The sequence below is a fragment of the Qipengyuania pacifica genome (assembly GCF_019857205.1).
GTDB lineage: Bacteria > Pseudomonadota > Alphaproteobacteria > Sphingomonadales > Sphingomonadaceae > Qipengyuania > Qipengyuania pacifica.
The window spans coordinates 262,415-277,316 of record NZ_JAHWXO010000005.1; the positions used below are offsets into that span (position 1 = coordinate 262,415).

A 14,902-nucleotide genomic window follows, 5' to 3' on the forward strand; every position below is an offset into this window, starting at 1 on the left:
TCCGAGACATGGACCGCCTGTTACACGGTCCAAGGGGGAAAAAGTCATCCCTCGATGCGAGAGAAATCTGCCACTTGGTGCACTGCAGCGCGAAAACGCGCAAGCAGGTCGAGCCGATGGGCGCGCTTGTTTTCTTCATCCGCGTTTACCGTCACTTCATCAAAGAAACGATCGATCGGTGCGCGCAGAGAAGCAAGTGCAGCCATTGCGCCGGAGAAGTCTTCCGCATCAATGGCTCGTGTAGCTGCCGGTTCCGATGATTCCAGCGCGTCCATCAGGGCCTTTTCGGCCGGTTCCGGAGTGTAGGAAAGCTCTTTCGCGTGGCGCTCATTCATCTTGGCCTGGATCACGGCTTTCATGTCGGGATCGTCGACAAGCGCAAGAGGATCTTCTTCGCCTGTGCGGGCGATCTCGCCCTCGCTGCCGTGCCAGTCTTCCTTCTTGAGGATGTTGGCGGCGCGCTTGTAACCGGCGAGCAAGTTGGCACCGTCTTCGGCACCGAGAAACGCGGTAAGCGCCCTCGCCCGGCTTTCGACGCGGTCGACACGCATGTCGGGCCGCCCCTGCCAGCTACGCGATGCCTGAATATAGTCATGCCGCACACCTTCATCACGAAGCTGCACCGCGAGACGGTCCAGGAGAAATTCGCCCAGTTTCTCTGGCAAACCTGCAACGCGCTGGCTTGCCCAGGCGTGGACCACCTGATCCAGCTCAAGCTTGAGTCCATTCGCCTGAACCAGCCTCAGATAGCCGAGCGCGGCCCGGCGCAGTGCAAAGGGATCCTTCGATCCGGTCGGCAGGATGCCGATGCGGAAAAAGCTGAGCAGATTGTCGAGCTTATCCGCGAGGCTTACTGCGACCGTTGTCGGCGCAGTCGGCACCTCGTCGCTCGCACCGACGGGCTTGTAATGATCGCGAATGGCCTCGGACACTTCCAGCGGGAGACCTTCGGCCTTGGCATAATAGCCACCCATCAGGCCCTGCAGCTCGGGGAACTCGCCGACCATTTCGGTCACGAGATCGGCCTTGCTCAATTCGGCTGCCTGTCGTGCGAGCTTATGATCGCCATTCGGGGCCTTGGCATCGAACACCAGCCAATCGGCCAGCTTGGCCACCCGGTCGACCTTGTCAGCGACGGTGCCCAGCTTCTCGTGGAAAGTGATCCGCTCCAGACCCTTTGCGTGCTGAGCGAGCGTCTTCTTGCGGTCGACGTCCCAAAAGAAACGGGCGTCGGACAGGCGGGCGGCGAGGACCTTGCGGTTGCCGTCGACCACACGCGCGCCGCCATCTTCGGCCTCGATATTGGCGGTGCAAATGAAGGCGTTGGCGAGTTCGCCCTTGTCGTCCTCGCAGACGAAATATTTCTGGTTCACGCGGGCGGTAAGCTGGATCGTCTCGGGCGGGACCTCGAGGAAATCTTCCTCGAACCGTCCGAGCAGCGGAATGGGCCATTCGGTGAGGCCGGCGTTCTCGACGACCAGCCCTTCATCCTCGACCAGCTTGAGGGCAGCTTCGGACGCAACCTTGGCAGCGCCCGAACGGATGAGGTCCTGACGTTCTTCGTGGTCCACAATCACGTGACCAGCGCGCAGCTTCATCGCGTAGTCTTCGGCGTTACCGATGGTGATGTCGCCGGAATGGTGGAAGCGATGGCCGAGCGTGACCGCGCCCGAGGTGACGCCATGCACCTCGCAATCGACCACATCGTCCCCCAGCAGCGCAACGATTCCCGATAACGGACGGACCCAGCGCAGGCTTTCGGTGCTGATCGAGGCCGCGCCCCAGCGCATCGACTTGGGCCAGCTGAAATCGCGAACGATCGCGGGTATTGCCTCGGCGAGCAGGTCCTTGGTCGCGCGGCCGGGCACGTTCTTGATGGCGAAATAGGTCTCGCGGCCCTTCACTTCGCGGATCTCGAGGTCGGCCTTTTCGACCCCGGCCTTACGGCAGAAGCCTTCGAGCGCCTGATCGGGCGCGCCCACTGGTGGGCCCTTCAGTTCTTCGCTTACGGCCTCGGTTGCCTCGGGAAGACGGCGGGCAATCAATGCGAGACGGCGCGGGGTCGACCACACAGTGATCTCACCTGCGGAAATGCCCGCCGCGTCCAGCTCGCGCCGGAACAGTTTTTCCAGTTCGGCGCGCGCGCCTGCCTGCATGCGCGCCGGGATCTCTTCGCTGCGCAGTTCGAGGAGAAAGTCGCTCATTTCGACCACTCCGGATATTTTTCTGCCCAGACGGGCGCTTCCTTCGCCATGTGCGCTTCGCATGATCCGCGTGCGAGATCGCGGACGCGGCCCATGTAGCTGGCCCGTTCCTGCACGCTGATCACGCCGCGCGCCTGCAAGAGGTTGAAGATGTGGCTCGCCTCTACCGCCTGCTCGTAAGCGGCGATCGGCACTTCATTCGCGAGCGCATTCCTGCACTCGGCCTCGGCTTTGTTGAACAGGTCGAACAGCGCGCCGGTTTCGGCGACTTCGAAGTTCCATTTCGACATCTGCTTCTCGTTTTCGAGAAACACGTCGCCGTAGGAAACGAGTCTTTCGCGTCCTACCGCTTCGTTACTTGAGGACGTGCCCCCATTAAAGTTGAGATCATAGACGTTGTCGACGCCCTGGATGTACATGGCAAGCCGTTCGAGCCCGTAGGTCAGCTCGCCCGCCACCGGCTTGCAATCGAAGCCGCCCATCTGCTGGAAATAGGTGAACTGGGTAACTTCCATCCCGTCGCACCAGACCTCCCAGCCCAGCCCCCATGCGCCCAGCGTCGGGCTTTCCCAGTCGTCCTCGACGAAGCGGATGTCGTGTTTCAGCGGATCGATGCCGATCACTTCAAGGCTCTTGAGATAGAGATCCTGAATGTCGGGCGGGCTCGGCTTCAGGATCACCTGATACTGGTAGTAATGCTGCAGCCGGTTCGGATTCTCGCCATAGCGACCATCGGTCGGGCGGCGGCAGGGCTGCACGAAGGCGGCGTTCCACGGTTCGGGCCCCAGCGCGCGCAATGTGGTCGCCGTATGGAAGGTCCCGGCGCCCATGCGCATGTCGTAGGGCTGGAGGATGAGGCACCCCTGTGCACTCCAGAAATCGTGGAGGGCGAGGATCATGTCCTGGAAGGAATTCTGCGGATTGCGGTCCATGGCGCGGGGCAATGGCGCAAGCGCGAAAATGCGTCAATGCCACAGCGTCGCGCCTTCGGTGCCTTTCGCGTGCGGGTTGCTTTGCAAGAGGCCGTGCCGCCCGCTATCCCTGTGTCAATCAACAGGGAATCACATAATATGAAACGCCTTACTTCGGGCCCGCTGTCGGGCTGCCTTCTGTCGCTTGCACTTCTGCTGCAGGGGTGTGCCGCTCATTCGGAGGAAAATGTTGCCACCGCGCCCGTGGCGGATGGGCGGACAGGCGATGGCCCGGGCCTGTGGAAGGTGGCGGATGAGGATACGACGATCTATCTGTTCGGCACGGTTCACGCCCTGCCCGATAGCGTCGACTGGTATCAGGGACCGATCGAAAGCGCGCTTGCGGAAACGCAGGAACTGGTGACGGAAATTCCGAGCTCCGAAACGCAGGACCCGGCATCGCAGCAGATGGTGATGTCCAAGGCGATCCTGCCGGCAGATCAGTCGCTGCGCGAAATGCTCAGCGATAGCGACCGCACCACATACGAAGCGGCGCTGACCAAGCTGGACATGCCGCCCGCAGCGTTCGACCGTTTCGAACCGTGGTTTGCCGGAATGACGCTGTCGGTGCTGCCGTTGATAAAGGCCGGGTACAGCGCCGAAAGCGGCGTGGAAGCCAAGCTGGAGCAGCTCGCCCCAGCCTCGGCCGCTCGCGGAGCGCTGGAAACCATGGAATGGCAGATCGGTCTGTTCGATTCCCTGCCCAAGGAATCCCAGACGGCCTTTCTCATGGTGTCGGCGGAAAATATCGATCGCATCGTGCCGATGATGGACAGCATGGTCGCCGAATGGCTCGCCGGCGATGCCGACGGGCTGGCCGAGCTGATGAACGAAGGCCTGACCGATCCGGCGCTGGCGGATGCCCTGCTCTACAAACGCAACGAAAACTGGGCCGAGTGGATCAATACCCGCCTCGAGCGTCCTGGTACCGTGTTCATCGCGGTTGGCGCGGGGCACCTTGCAGGTCAAAAAAGCGTGCAGGATTACCTGACACAGCGAGGTCTGACCGTTGAGCGCGTACAGTAACGTTCGAGCATAGCGGGTTTTTCGTGAAACGCGGCTTCCTCACGTCCATTTGCCTCGCGCTGTCCGTGCTGATCGCGGCATGCGGTTCGCAACCGGATATCGGCAAAGCGGAGGGACCGCACCCGGCCCTGTGGGAAATCGTGAATGGCTCCGGCTCGGTGGAAGGCTGGATGTTCGGGACCATTCACGCCCTTCCCGACGGCACCAAATGGCGTTCGCCCAGACTGGCCGAGGTTATCGACAACGCCGATACGCTGGTGGTCGAGGTCGCCAATCTGGAGGACGGTGCGGAACTGTCCCGGCTGTTCGGCGAGATGGCATTCGATCAGCCGACCGGCCCTTTGGAAAATCGCATCGACCCGGAATTTCGTGACGAGTTCGGAACGCTGCTGGCGAAGGCAAAAGTCCGGCGCAACCATTTCGATTCGATGGAAAGTTGGGCGGCCGCTCTGGCACTGTCTCAGGTGGCGCAGTCCAATAAGTCGCAGAATGGTGCCGATCGCGCGCTACTGACCGCCTTTGACGGACGCGAAATCGTGGAATTGGAGGGGGCGCGAAAACAGCTGGCGATCTTCGACAGGCTTCCCGAATCCGAGCAGCGCGACCTGCTGAATGCCGTGCTTGAGGAATCGAGCGAGTATGGCGATGGCCGGGGCGCTCTCGCCGAAGCCTGGCTTGCCGGCGATCTAGACCAGCTGACTCACCTGACACGACGCGGGGTTCTGGCCGATCCAGAACTCGAGAAAGCCCTGCTGCACGACCGTAATGCGAGCTGGGCGGCACAGATCGAGAATTTGCTGTCTGCCGAAGAAAAACCGTTGATCGCGGTTGGCGCCGGGCACCTTCTGGGCGAAGGCGGCCTGCCGGCATTATTGCAGGAACGCGGCTATACCGTCAGGCGAATCGAATAGCCGGACAGGCCGGTTAAGGCTTGCCTTTCCCCCGCTTCGTGCTATCGGCGCGCCCTTCGGCACCATGGTCATCCCTGGAGGTGTGGTGGACCGAGCAACCAATATGCATTCGAAAGGTATGTGACATGAGCGACGCTCTGACCCTGCCGGCCGAGGCGCGCGAACGGGCTGGCAAGGGAGCCTCCCGTCAACTGCGCCGCGATGGCCGCGTCCCCGCCGTGATTTACGGCGGCAAGGAAGAACCCACCCTGATCCATGTTGAAGCCAAGGAGCTGATCAAGCAGCTCGACAGCGGCCACTTCATGAATTCGATCGTCGAAATCGAACTGGGCGGCAAGAAATTCCGCACACTTCCCAAGGACGTAGCGCTTCACCCGGTCACAGACCGTCCGGAACATGCCGACTTCCTGCGCCTCTCGAAGGGCGCCAAGGTCGAAGTCCAGGTTCCGGTTGTCTTCACGCATGAAGAAGCCTCGCCGGGCCTAAAGAAGGGCGGCGTGCTCAACATCGTCCGCCACGAGCTTGAACTTGTCTGCGATGCCGACAAGATCCCGAGCGAAATCGAAATCGACGTCACCGGCAAGGAAGTCGGCGATTCGATCCACATCAGCGAAGTCGCACTGCCGGCAGGCAGCGAAAGCGCGATCACGGATCGCGATTTCACCATCGCTACGCTCGTTGCTCCTTCGGCTCTCAAGAAGTCCGAAGGCGATACGACCAGCGCCGACGCAGCCGATGTTCCTGCAACCGAGCAGGACGCTGGCGAAGGCGACGAAGAGAATACCGAGGAAGAAGGCGGCGAGGACTAATCCTTCCGCCCTTACCAGGGTTTTACGAAGCGCCGGTCCCGCAAGGGGCCGGCGTTTTGCTTTTGAGGTGAGCGAAGCTAGAGGAGCCGCATGCAGATCTGGACAGGCCTAGGAAATCCCGGACCGCAATATGCGATGAACCGGCACAATGTCGGTTTCATGGCCGTGGACGTGATCGCCGACATGTATGATTTCGGCCCCGTTCAGAAGAAATTTTCCGGGTGGGTACAGGAGGGACGGATCGGGTCCGAGAAGATTCTGCTTCTGAAGCCCGCCACCTTCATGAACGAGAGCGGCCGTGCTGCAGGCGAGGCATTGCGGTTTTACAAGCTGGAGCCCGATGCACTCACAGTCTTTCACGATGAACTCGATCTGGCACCGTTCAAGGTAAAGGTCCGGGTCGGTGGCGGCCTGGCAGGCCATAACGGCCTCAAATCGATCAATCAGCACCTGGGCCCCGACTTCCGCCGTGTACGAATCGGCATCGGTCATCCCGGCACCAAAGAGCGCGTCCATGGCCACGTACTGGGCAATTACGCGAAATCTGAAATGGATCCGCTGACCGACATGCTTGCCGGAATCGCCGCCGAAGCCAAGTGGCTCGCCGCAGGCGATGACGCACGCTTCATGAGCGATCTCGCCTTGCGGATCTGACTAACTTACGCTGCGCTGCAATAAACTGTCCCGGCAAGAGACAGCTTGAAGCCGGCAGTCGATTTTCGTCCTCTAAACGCTAGTCCCCAATCAAGATCGTTCAGGGATTTCATCATGCGCTTAGTTCAGACGGCTCTCCTTTCCGCTACCTTGCTTGCCTCGGCCACGTCGGCAGCAGCCATGACCCGTCCGCCTAGCGATACGGGTGGCAGCAGCAGCAGCAGCGGTGGGACGTCCGTGCCAGAACCCGGCGCGCTCGCGATGATGGGAACCGGCGTTGCGGGCTATGGCGCGGCCGTCGCGCTCTACCGCCGCAAGAAGCGCAACGAAAAGCGCTGAGACATTTGGCGGTTCCGCTATGGGACCGCAAAGGCAGCGACTATCTGGCCGGTCGGCTCAGACTTTTTCACGATCCTGATGACGCGCTGGCCAATTGGGCCATGCCGCGGCATCATGGCTGTGAAGGAGACCAGTCATGACCGATCTTACTCGCCGAACCTTGCTCGCGGGCGCCGCGGCAACGGGCGCGCTAGCCGCTACGGCCTCGTTCGCTCAGGACGATAAGCTAGACACCCTTCCTGATCTGACCGGGCAGGCAATCCTGATTACCGGGACCTCGTCCGGCTTCGGCCGGCGGGCGAGCGAACTGTTTGCCCGTACCGGCGCCACGGTCTTCGCTACCATGCGCAATACGCCGCGGCCCGAAGCGGATGAATTGCAGCAATTGGCGCGCGACGAAGGTCTGGATATCCGGGTATTGCGGCTCGACGTTCTGCTCGACGATGAGGTTGCGGAAGCGATTGCGACAGCAGAGCGAGAAATTGGACGCGGGATCGACGTTCTGGTCAATAATGCCGGTGTCGGCATTACGGGCCCTGTCGAGGTTCAGGACATGGAGGCAACCAAGCTCGCTTTCGATACCAATGTGCTTGGTTATCACCGGCTTGTCCGCGCTGTCCTACCCGGAATGCGTGCGCGCAAACAGGGTCATATCTTTGCTGTTTCAAGCCAGCTCGGCCGGGTAATGGTCCCCTATTCCGGGCACTATTCCGCAACGAAGTTCGCGGTCGAAGCCATGTTCGAGCAGCTAGCCTACGAACTGGTACCGCATAATATCGGCGTCACGATAATCGAGCCGGGCGGCTATCCGACAAAGGTTTGGGTCAACCGAAATCGATATTCGCAGGACCTCAAGAATCGCGCGTCTCAAATTCATCTCGATGGCTACCCGCAAATCGTCGCGACCATGGGAACTGAGGACGGATCGGGACGCCAAGCAGATCCGATGGACGTCCCACGCGCCATGGCCAGGGTGCTTGCCATGGCGCCAGGCACTCGCCCCGTGCGCCTGCCAGTCAGTGCGGGAAGCATTCCGCAAGTCGCGATCAACGAGGTTTGCGCCGAGACCCAGGTCGGGTGGTTGGGGGAAAGCGGCTACGGCCCGCTGATCAAGGCCGTCCACAACGTCTGACGCTATGGCAATTCGTGTGGGGTGCGGCTAAGGCGCGCGCCACACACTATATCCGGAGTTTCTGATGGGTTTCCGCTGCGGGATCGTCGGCCTGCCGAATGTCGGCAAGTCCACCCTGTTCAATGCACTGACCGAGACGCAGGCTGCGCAAGCTGCGAACTATCCGTTTTGCACGATCGAACCGAATGTCGGCCAGGTGTCTGTCCCTGATGAGCGGCTCGAGAAAATCGCCGGGATAGCCAAATCGGCCAAGACTATTCCAACCCAGCTGGCCTTCGTCGACATCGCCGGTCTGGTGAAAGGTGCGAGCAAGGGTGAAGGTCTGGGCAACCAGTTCCTCGGCAATATCCGTGAAGTAGATGCGATCGTTCACGTGCTGCGCTGCTTCGAGGATGACGACATCCAGCATGTAGCCAACAAGGTGGACCCCCTCGCAGATGCCGAGGTGGTCGAGACTGAATTGCTGCTCGCTGATCTGGAGAGCTTGGAGAAGCGCGTGCCGGCAGCGGCCAAGCGTGCCACTGGCGGCGACAAGGAAGCCAAGCTGATGGCCAGCGTGCTGGGCCAGGCGCTGGAACTGCTGAAAGATGGCAAACCAGCCCGCCTCACCGAACCGAAGGATGAGGAAGAGGCGCGGGTTTTCCGTCAGGCTCAATTGTTGACTGCCAAGCCCGTCCTCTACGTGTGCAACGTCGCGGAAGAAGATGCTGCGAAAGGAAACGCGCTTTCGGAACAGGTGTTCGCCAAAGCCGCTGCCGAAGGCGCTGAAGCCGTCGTGGTATCAGCAGCCATCGAAAGCGAACTGGTCGGCATGCCGGAAGAGGACCGCGCAGAATATCTCGCCGAACTCGGACTCGTGGAATCGGGTCTCAGCCGTGTGATCAAGGCAGGGTACAAGCTGCTCGGCCTGCAGACCTTCTTTACAGCCGGCCCGAAGGAATCACGCGCATGGACATTCCCGGCCGGCGCCAAGGCTCCGCAGGCGGCCGGTGAAATCCATACCGATTTCGAGCGCGGCTTTATTCGTGCTGAAACAATTGCGTACGATGACTACGTCGCTCTCGGTGGCGAAAGCGGTGCGCGCGAAGCGGGCAAGCTGCGGCAGGAGGGCAAGGAATACCTTGTGCAGGACGGCGACGTCATGCTTTTCAAATTCAACGTCTGAGAACACCAATGAACCGGATCGCTGCCGCCCTCGCCCTTGGTCTTGCCGCAATTACGAGCGGCTGCGCTACCTATACCGGCGAGCCCGTCGCAAGCGCGGCTATCGAACAGCGTGATCCGGTCACCATTCTCATCGCGATAGATGGATTTCATCCCAGCTATCTGGATCGCGGCTTGACACCCACCCTTTCCCGTCTGGCGGCGGATGGCGTCACTGCGCCGATGCGACCGTCCTTTCCCAGCAAGACATTTCCCAACCACTGGACGCTGGTAACGGGTCTCGTCCCCGACCATCATGGCATTATCGCCAACAAGATGGAGGATAAGAGCAGGCCCGGTGAAACCTTTACGATGGCAACGGTCGATCCTTACTGGTGGAGCGAGGCCAAGCCGATCTGGGTGGAAGCGGAAGAGGCAGGGATCCGCAGTGCTGCCATGTTCTGGCCCGGCTCGGCGGTCCCCTGGGGCGGCACCGCGGTTCGCTACGGCCCCGTCACGGATGGCGAGATGGCGAGTGACTGGCAGGCTTTCAGCATGCAGGTTTCGAATACCCAACGGGTCAATGCGGTGCTCGACTGGTTGCGGCGTCCTGCCGACATTCGTCCCGAATTCGTGACCCTGTATTTCGACACCGTCGATAGCGCGGGCCATGATGGCGGTCCCGAAAGCGAAGAGGTGAACCGCGCACTCGCAGACGTGGACCAGCACATCGCAAATTTAGTTTCGGGCCTTCAAACCCTGAGGCAACCAGCCAATCTGGTCATCGTGTCCGATCACGGCATGGCCGCAACAGGATCGGACAAAGTGGTCGTGCTGGCCGAAATCGTCGATCCGTCGCTCTATCGCCTGGTAGAAGGCGGCGCCTATGCCACGTTCGAGCCGACTGAAGGCAACACGGCTGCGCTGGAAGCTGCACTCTTGCGTGAGCACGAGCATATGGAATGCTGGCGCAAGGGGGATATGCCCGCCCGCTTCCAGTATGGCACCCACCGACGTATCCCACCTTATTTCTGTTTGCCGGATACAGGTTGGACCATCACTCCGACGGCGCCGGAAGGTAGCTGGCACGGCGGCAATCACGGTTTCGATCCCAATTCGCCGGAGATGACGTCGCTATTCATCGTCAATGGTCCAGCCTTTCAGCACGGTACCACGCTCCCTGCTTTTCAGAATACGGCTGTGACGCCGTTGCTTCGCCAGCTACTGGGCCTTCCTCAAGCAGCCAAAACTGACGGCGAACTGTCCGATGTGTCCGGGGCGCTGCTACCCTAATTTAAGCACCATCCGGAACGAGCGTCCCATGTCCCCGTTGCCATGCAAAGGTAGTGGGGATGAAACGTGGGTAGCAAGTCTTCTAAATTCAGCACATTGGTGCGCGTCGGCTACTTCAGTCGTGCCATCCTCTATTGCGTTCTCGGCCTGATCGCCCTGACCAGTGCCGGTCGGATCAGTCAGGGCACGAATGGCATCTTCGACGCCATCGAAGAGTTTCCGTTGGGGCATGCCATCCTGTGGCTGATGGTGGTCGGCCTGTTGGCCTATGCCCTGTTTCGCTTCGCCTCGACCTTCTTCGATATCGAAAACCAAGGCAGCGACACCACGGGATGGGCGCATCGTATCGGCCATGCCGGTAGTGCCATCGGTCACCTTGCCCTGGCCTTCTCCGCATATCAGTTCGCGACTACCGGAAGCGACAATGGTGGCGGGGCGCAGGATGCAGCTTCGGGCATACTTTCCATGCAATTCGGCGGGGCAGCGCTCGGCCTACTAGGCATTGCATTTTTCGCGACTGCTTTTTTTCAGGCGAAGAAGGCGGTGACCGGCAGTTTCATGAACCGGATCAGTCCTGCTGCTCCTTCACAAACACGCTTGCTCGGGGGCATCGGATACATCGCACGGGCTGTCGTGTTCCTCGTCATCGGGTGGTCGTTGCTCAAAGCCGGGTTCATGTCAGCCGGGGCAGGCCAGATTAAAACGCTTGGCGACGCGGTCGCAGCCCTTGCCGGCGAAGGGATTGCCTTCACCCTTGTCGCGATAGGTGTCTTGGCGTTCGGGATATTCAGTCTGGTGCTCGCGAGGTATCGGACCATTCCCGAGATGAATTTGAACGGGCGCGTTCCCAAGTTTCGTTCGTGAGTTGAATAATACCCCCTAGGGGTATACATTTCGATTATGTCGAGAACCGCGACCCTGTATCGAATGGTGATGGACAAGCATGTCTGTCCATTCGGTGTGAAATCGAAGTGGCTCCTTGAACGGGAAGGTTTCTCGGTCGATGATCGTTACCTGACCACTCGTGAGGAAACGGATGCCTTCAAGGCAGAACACGGGGTAGAAACCACCCCGCAGACCTTTATCGATGGCAAGCGGATTGGTGGCTACACCGAGCTCCGAGAGCATTTCGGTCACGATAGCGGCGATGCGGAGGGGACAAGCTATCGGCCTGTCATCGCCGTATTCGCAGTCGGCGCTGCATTGGCGATTGCTCTGAGCCTGTTCGTTTTTCAGCTGCCCTTCACCATTCGCACTGCCGAATGGTTTGTCGCCTTTTCGATGGCGATGCTCGCCATGCTGAAACTGCAGGATGTCGAACAGTTTTCCACCATGTTCGTCGGTTATGATCTTCTTGGGCGAAAATGGGTGCCCTACGCCTATGCCTACCCCTACCTGGAAGCGACCGCAGCCATCCTGATGGCGGGCCGTCTTTGGCCTTGGCTATCCATACCCGTTGCCTTGTTCATCGGGACAGTAGGCGCGATCAGCGTTTTCTATGCGGTTTACATCCAGAAGCGCAGCATCAAATGTGCCTGTGTCGGCGGCAGTGCGAACGTGCCGCTGGGTTTCGTTTCCCTGAGCGAAAATCTCGCCATGATCGGCATGGCGATTTGGATGTTGCTTCGTCCGACTTTGTGATCCATTGCAATATGCAATGCAGTTTTACGAAGATCTAGCCGTCGGGCAGAAGCAGGCTTTCGGGCGCTACGAAGTAACGCGTGAAGAAGTGATCGAATTCGCTTCGAAATACGATCCGCAACCTTTCCATCTGGACGACGAGGCTGCTGCTGCGACGCATTTCGGTAGATTGTCTGCCAGTGGCTGGCATACCTGTGCAATGACAATGGCCATGCTGGTCGAGAACCTGAAGGCCAACCGCCAGGCAGGACTCGGCTCGCCCGGCATAGATCAACTGCGCTGGAAGAAACCCGTTTTTCCCGGTGACACATTGCGCTGTGAAAGTGTCGTCATAGAAAAGCGCCGCAGTGGATCGCGCCCGGAGATGGGAATCTTCAAAAGCTCGCTGACCGTGTTCAATCAGAACGACGAGCCGGTTCTGGAAATGGTGTCCAATGGTTTGATCAGCACGCGCGACCCGGAAGGGAACGACTAGGCTACGCGCCGCATTGGGCAATCCCGCTCTTGCGATACACGACCTGTTCGCTTGCATCCCGGATCGTCAGGGTGGCCGGATAGTCGCTTGTCTCTTCGCCGGACTGTTCGCCCTCGGCCTCATCGAGATCCAGGGTCATCGAATAAGCCGCCCCGTCATATTTGCGACGCGCGAGATAGGGCAATTCTGGGCTGCCCTTGTCGGCTGCAAGCGTAATCAGCTTATCGCCGCGCAGAAAATGACCGGTTTCGGCCATCGCCAGGGCGACCGCAGACATGCCCCCGCCGTCCGGTGCAAACCTGCAGCCTGTTCCGTATAATTCGTTTTTCTCGATCTCACGGTAGCGGATCGGTTCGAGCTGGAGCTCCTCAGGCGGAGGGACGCGGTTAGCCTCCACCTCAGCAACCGCGGCAGCGCGTTCTTCTTCGTTCGGTTCATTCGAACAGGCCGTCAGCGTCAGGGCGAGCAGGACAATTGAAATGCGCATCAGTGCCTTCCGAACAGTTTTTCGACGTCATCCATCGAGAGTTTGACCCAGGTCGGGCGACCATGATTGCACTGCCCGGACCGCGGTGTCCGCTCCATCTCGCGCAGTAGAGAATTCATTTCATCGACACGCAGGACGCGCCCAGCCCTTACCGACCCATGGCACGCCATGGTGGCAAGCACGAGATCGAGCTTTTCGCCCAGAAGCAATGCCTCCCCGTTCAACGCGAGATCATCATCGATATCACGCAAGAGCTTTTCCGGATCGGTCCGTGCAATGGCATGCGGCAGGCTGCGGAGAAGCATCGCGGAAGGGCCGAACCTCTCGATAGCCAAACCATGTTCGGCCAGCTTCGGCGCTGCATCCTCCAGCCTGTCGCAACTCGTTTCGTCCAGTTCGACCACTTCGGGAATAAGCAAGGCCTGGCTGCGTGCCACGGCCTCTTCAGCCCCCGCCTCGCGCAGTCGCTCCAGCACCAGACGCTCGTGCGCCGCGTGCTGATCCACCAGTACGAGACCATCCTTCGCTTCTGCGACAATATAGGTGTTCGCCACTTGCCCACGCGCTATGCCGAGCGGATATTCATCCGTTGCTTGTGTTACCGGTGCAGCTTCTTCTGCGCGTCCCTGCGGCTGCGCCATGACATCGGCCTCGACGCCGCGCCAGGCGGCGCTGGCTTCCGCCACGCGCTGCTGCGGAGCGGACCAGTCCCGACCGCTGAACATGGACCGCAATGCCGCAGCCGGTTCTTCGCGCACCGGTTCCTGCTGCCAGCGCGCCATCGCTCCGGCATCCGGCGATTGCGCACTGCGCTTGTCGCCCGTTGCCAGCGCCTGCCGCAGTCCGGAAACGATAAATCCGCGGACCGCCTGAGCATCGCGGAAACGCACTTCCGATTTGGCCGGGTGGACATTTACATCGACGTCTTCACAGGGCAGTTCGAGGAACAGCGCCAGCACAGCGTGGCGATCCCGGGCGAGCATGTCGGCATAAGCCCCCCGAACTGCGCCGGTCAGAAGGCGGTCCTTTACTGGCCGGCCATTGACGAACAGATACTGATGATCCGCAATGCCGCGGTTATACGTCGGCAGGCCGGCAATTCCGGTCAGACGCATCGCCCCACGTTCGAGATCGATGGCAACGCCGTTATCCTTGAGTTCACGTGCTACAAGCTGTGCCACGCGGTTCGCCAGCCCTTCCCCGGCCTGCAAACCGAAAATGCGGCGATCGCCGTGGTCGAGCGTGATCGCAATATCGGGCCGCGCCATGGCAAGTCGCTGCACCACATCCTTGCATGCGGCGTATTCGCTGCGCGGGGTGCGTAGAAATTTGCGCCGCGCGGGAATTTTCCCGAACAGGTTTTCGATTCGCACGCGCGTCCCCGGTGGCAGTGCAGCCGGTCCCTCGTCGCGAATTTCGCCGTGGTCCACCACCCGTTTCCAGCCTTGCTCGGCCCCGTGCGGCCGGCTTTCCAGCGTAAAGCGCGCCACACTGGCGATGCTCGGCAGCGCTTCTCCGCGAAAGCCGAGCGTTGCAACCTGTTCGATTGCTTCGTTCGGCAGTTTGGACGTGGCATGACGTTCTAACGCCAGCGCCATTTCCTCGGGCGACATGCCGCACCCGTCGTCGGTCACTTCGAGACTCGTCAACCCACCGTCGACCAGCTTTATCGCTATCCGGTTTGCGCCAGCATCGATGGCGTTTTCGACCACTTCCTTGAGCGCCGAAGACGGACGCTCCACCACCTCACCGGCGGCAATTCGGTTGACCAGATTCTCGGGCAGGCGGCGTATTTCGGGCATTGATGGGCAATCCTA

The 14,902-nt window shown here is 60.4% G+C and carries 15 protein-coding genes; 11 read left to right on the top strand and 4 right to left on the bottom strand.

Features of this window, described 5'->3' with window-relative positions:
• Positions 1–44: 44 nt before the first annotated feature.
• Positions 45–2,204: a glycine--tRNA ligase subunit beta gene (gene glyS / locus KYK83_RS10420; RefSeq protein ID WP_222828192.1), complete on the bottom strand. Its 2,160-nt coding sequence runs from the start codon at positions 2,202–2,204 to the stop codon at positions 45–47.
• Positions 2,201–3,136, bottom strand: a complete 936-nt coding sequence (locus tag KYK83_RS10425) for a glycine--tRNA ligase subunit alpha (RefSeq protein ID WP_222828193.1) — start codon at positions 3,134–3,136, stop codon at positions 2,201–2,203. Before KYK83_RS10425 ends, glyS begins: the two co-directional genes overlap by 4 nt.
• Positions 3,137–3,274: 138 nt before the next feature.
• On the opposite strand from KYK83_RS10425, the gene KYK83_RS10430 reads away from it, so the two are divergent.
• The 11 genes from KYK83_RS10430 (at position 3,275) to KYK83_RS10480 (ending at position 12,598) form a co-directional block, all read left to right on the top strand.
• On the top strand, positions 3,275–4,201 hold the full coding sequence (locus tag KYK83_RS10430) for a TraB/GumN family protein (RefSeq protein WP_222828194.1): 927 nt from the start codon (positions 3,275–3,277) through the stop codon (positions 4,199–4,201).
• A 23-nt stretch (positions 4,202–4,224) separates the two neighbouring features.
• A complete protein-coding gene (locus KYK83_RS10435; RefSeq protein ID WP_222828195.1) occupies positions 4,225–5,112 on the top strand; it encodes a TraB/GumN family protein in 888 nt (295 codons plus the stop codon).
• Positions 5,113–5,237: 125 nt separating this feature from the next.
• Positions 5,238–5,921 carry a 50S ribosomal protein L25/general stress protein Ctc gene (locus KYK83_RS10440; RefSeq protein ID WP_103024962.1) on the top strand — a complete coding sequence of 228 codons (684 nt, stop codon included), beginning with the start codon at positions 5,238–5,240 and terminating at the stop codon, positions 5,919–5,921.
• A gap of 90 nt (positions 5,922–6,011) precedes the next feature.
• Positions 6,012–6,575, top strand: a complete 564-nt coding sequence (gene pth / locus KYK83_RS10445) for an aminoacyl-tRNA hydrolase (RefSeq protein ID WP_222828196.1) — start codon at positions 6,012–6,014, stop codon at positions 6,573–6,575.
• A gap of 114 nt (positions 6,576–6,689) precedes the next feature.
• Complete coding sequence (locus KYK83_RS10450) at positions 6,690–6,914, top strand: PEP-CTERM sorting domain-containing protein (protein ID WP_222828197.1); 225 nt, start codon at positions 6,690–6,692, stop codon at positions 6,912–6,914.
• A gap of 136 nt (positions 6,915–7,050) precedes the next feature.
• Positions 7,051–8,046: an SDR family oxidoreductase gene (locus KYK83_RS10455; protein WP_222828198.1), complete on the top strand. Its 996-nt coding sequence runs from the start codon at positions 7,051–7,053 to the stop codon at positions 8,044–8,046.
• Positions 8,047–8,110: 64 nt separating this feature from the next.
• Positions 8,111–9,211: a redox-regulated ATPase YchF gene (ychF, locus tag KYK83_RS10460; RefSeq protein WP_103024958.1), complete on the top strand. Its 1,101-nt coding sequence runs from the start codon at positions 8,111–8,113 to the stop codon at positions 9,209–9,211.
• An 8-nt stretch (positions 9,212–9,219) separates the two neighbouring features.
• Entirely contained in the window at positions 9,220–10,482 is a 1,263-nt protein-coding gene (locus KYK83_RS10465) for an alkaline phosphatase family protein (protein ID WP_222828199.1), read from the top strand.
• A gap of 66 nt (positions 10,483–10,548) precedes the next feature.
• Entirely contained in the window at positions 10,549–11,346 is a 798-nt protein-coding gene (locus KYK83_RS10470; RefSeq protein ID WP_222828200.1) for a DUF1206 domain-containing protein, read from the top strand.
• Between the two features lie 36 nt (positions 11,347–11,382).
• Positions 11,383–12,123 (top strand): MauE/DoxX family redox-associated membrane protein, encoded by a 741-nt coding sequence (locus KYK83_RS10475; protein ID WP_222828201.1) that lies wholly within the window; start codon positions 11,383–11,385, stop codon positions 12,121–12,123.
• Positions 12,124–12,139: 16 nt separating this feature from the next.
• On the top strand, positions 12,140–12,598 hold the full coding sequence (locus KYK83_RS10480) for a MaoC family dehydratase (protein WP_221598463.1): 459 nt from the start codon (positions 12,140–12,142) through the stop codon (positions 12,596–12,598).
• A gap of 1 nt (position 12,599) precedes the next feature.
• On the opposite strand, the gene KYK83_RS10485 is transcribed toward KYK83_RS10480, so the two are convergent.
• Positions 12,600–13,085 carry a hypothetical protein gene (locus KYK83_RS10485; RefSeq protein WP_222828202.1) on the bottom strand — a complete coding sequence of 162 codons (486 nt, stop codon included), beginning with the start codon at positions 13,083–13,085 and terminating at the stop codon, positions 12,600–12,602.
• A complete protein-coding gene (gene mutL / locus KYK83_RS10490; protein WP_222828203.1) occupies positions 13,085–14,887 on the bottom strand; it encodes a DNA mismatch repair endonuclease MutL in 1,803 nt (600 codons plus the stop codon). Before mutL ends, KYK83_RS10485 begins: the two co-directional genes overlap by 1 nt.
• Positions 14,888–14,902: the final 15 nt, after the last annotated feature.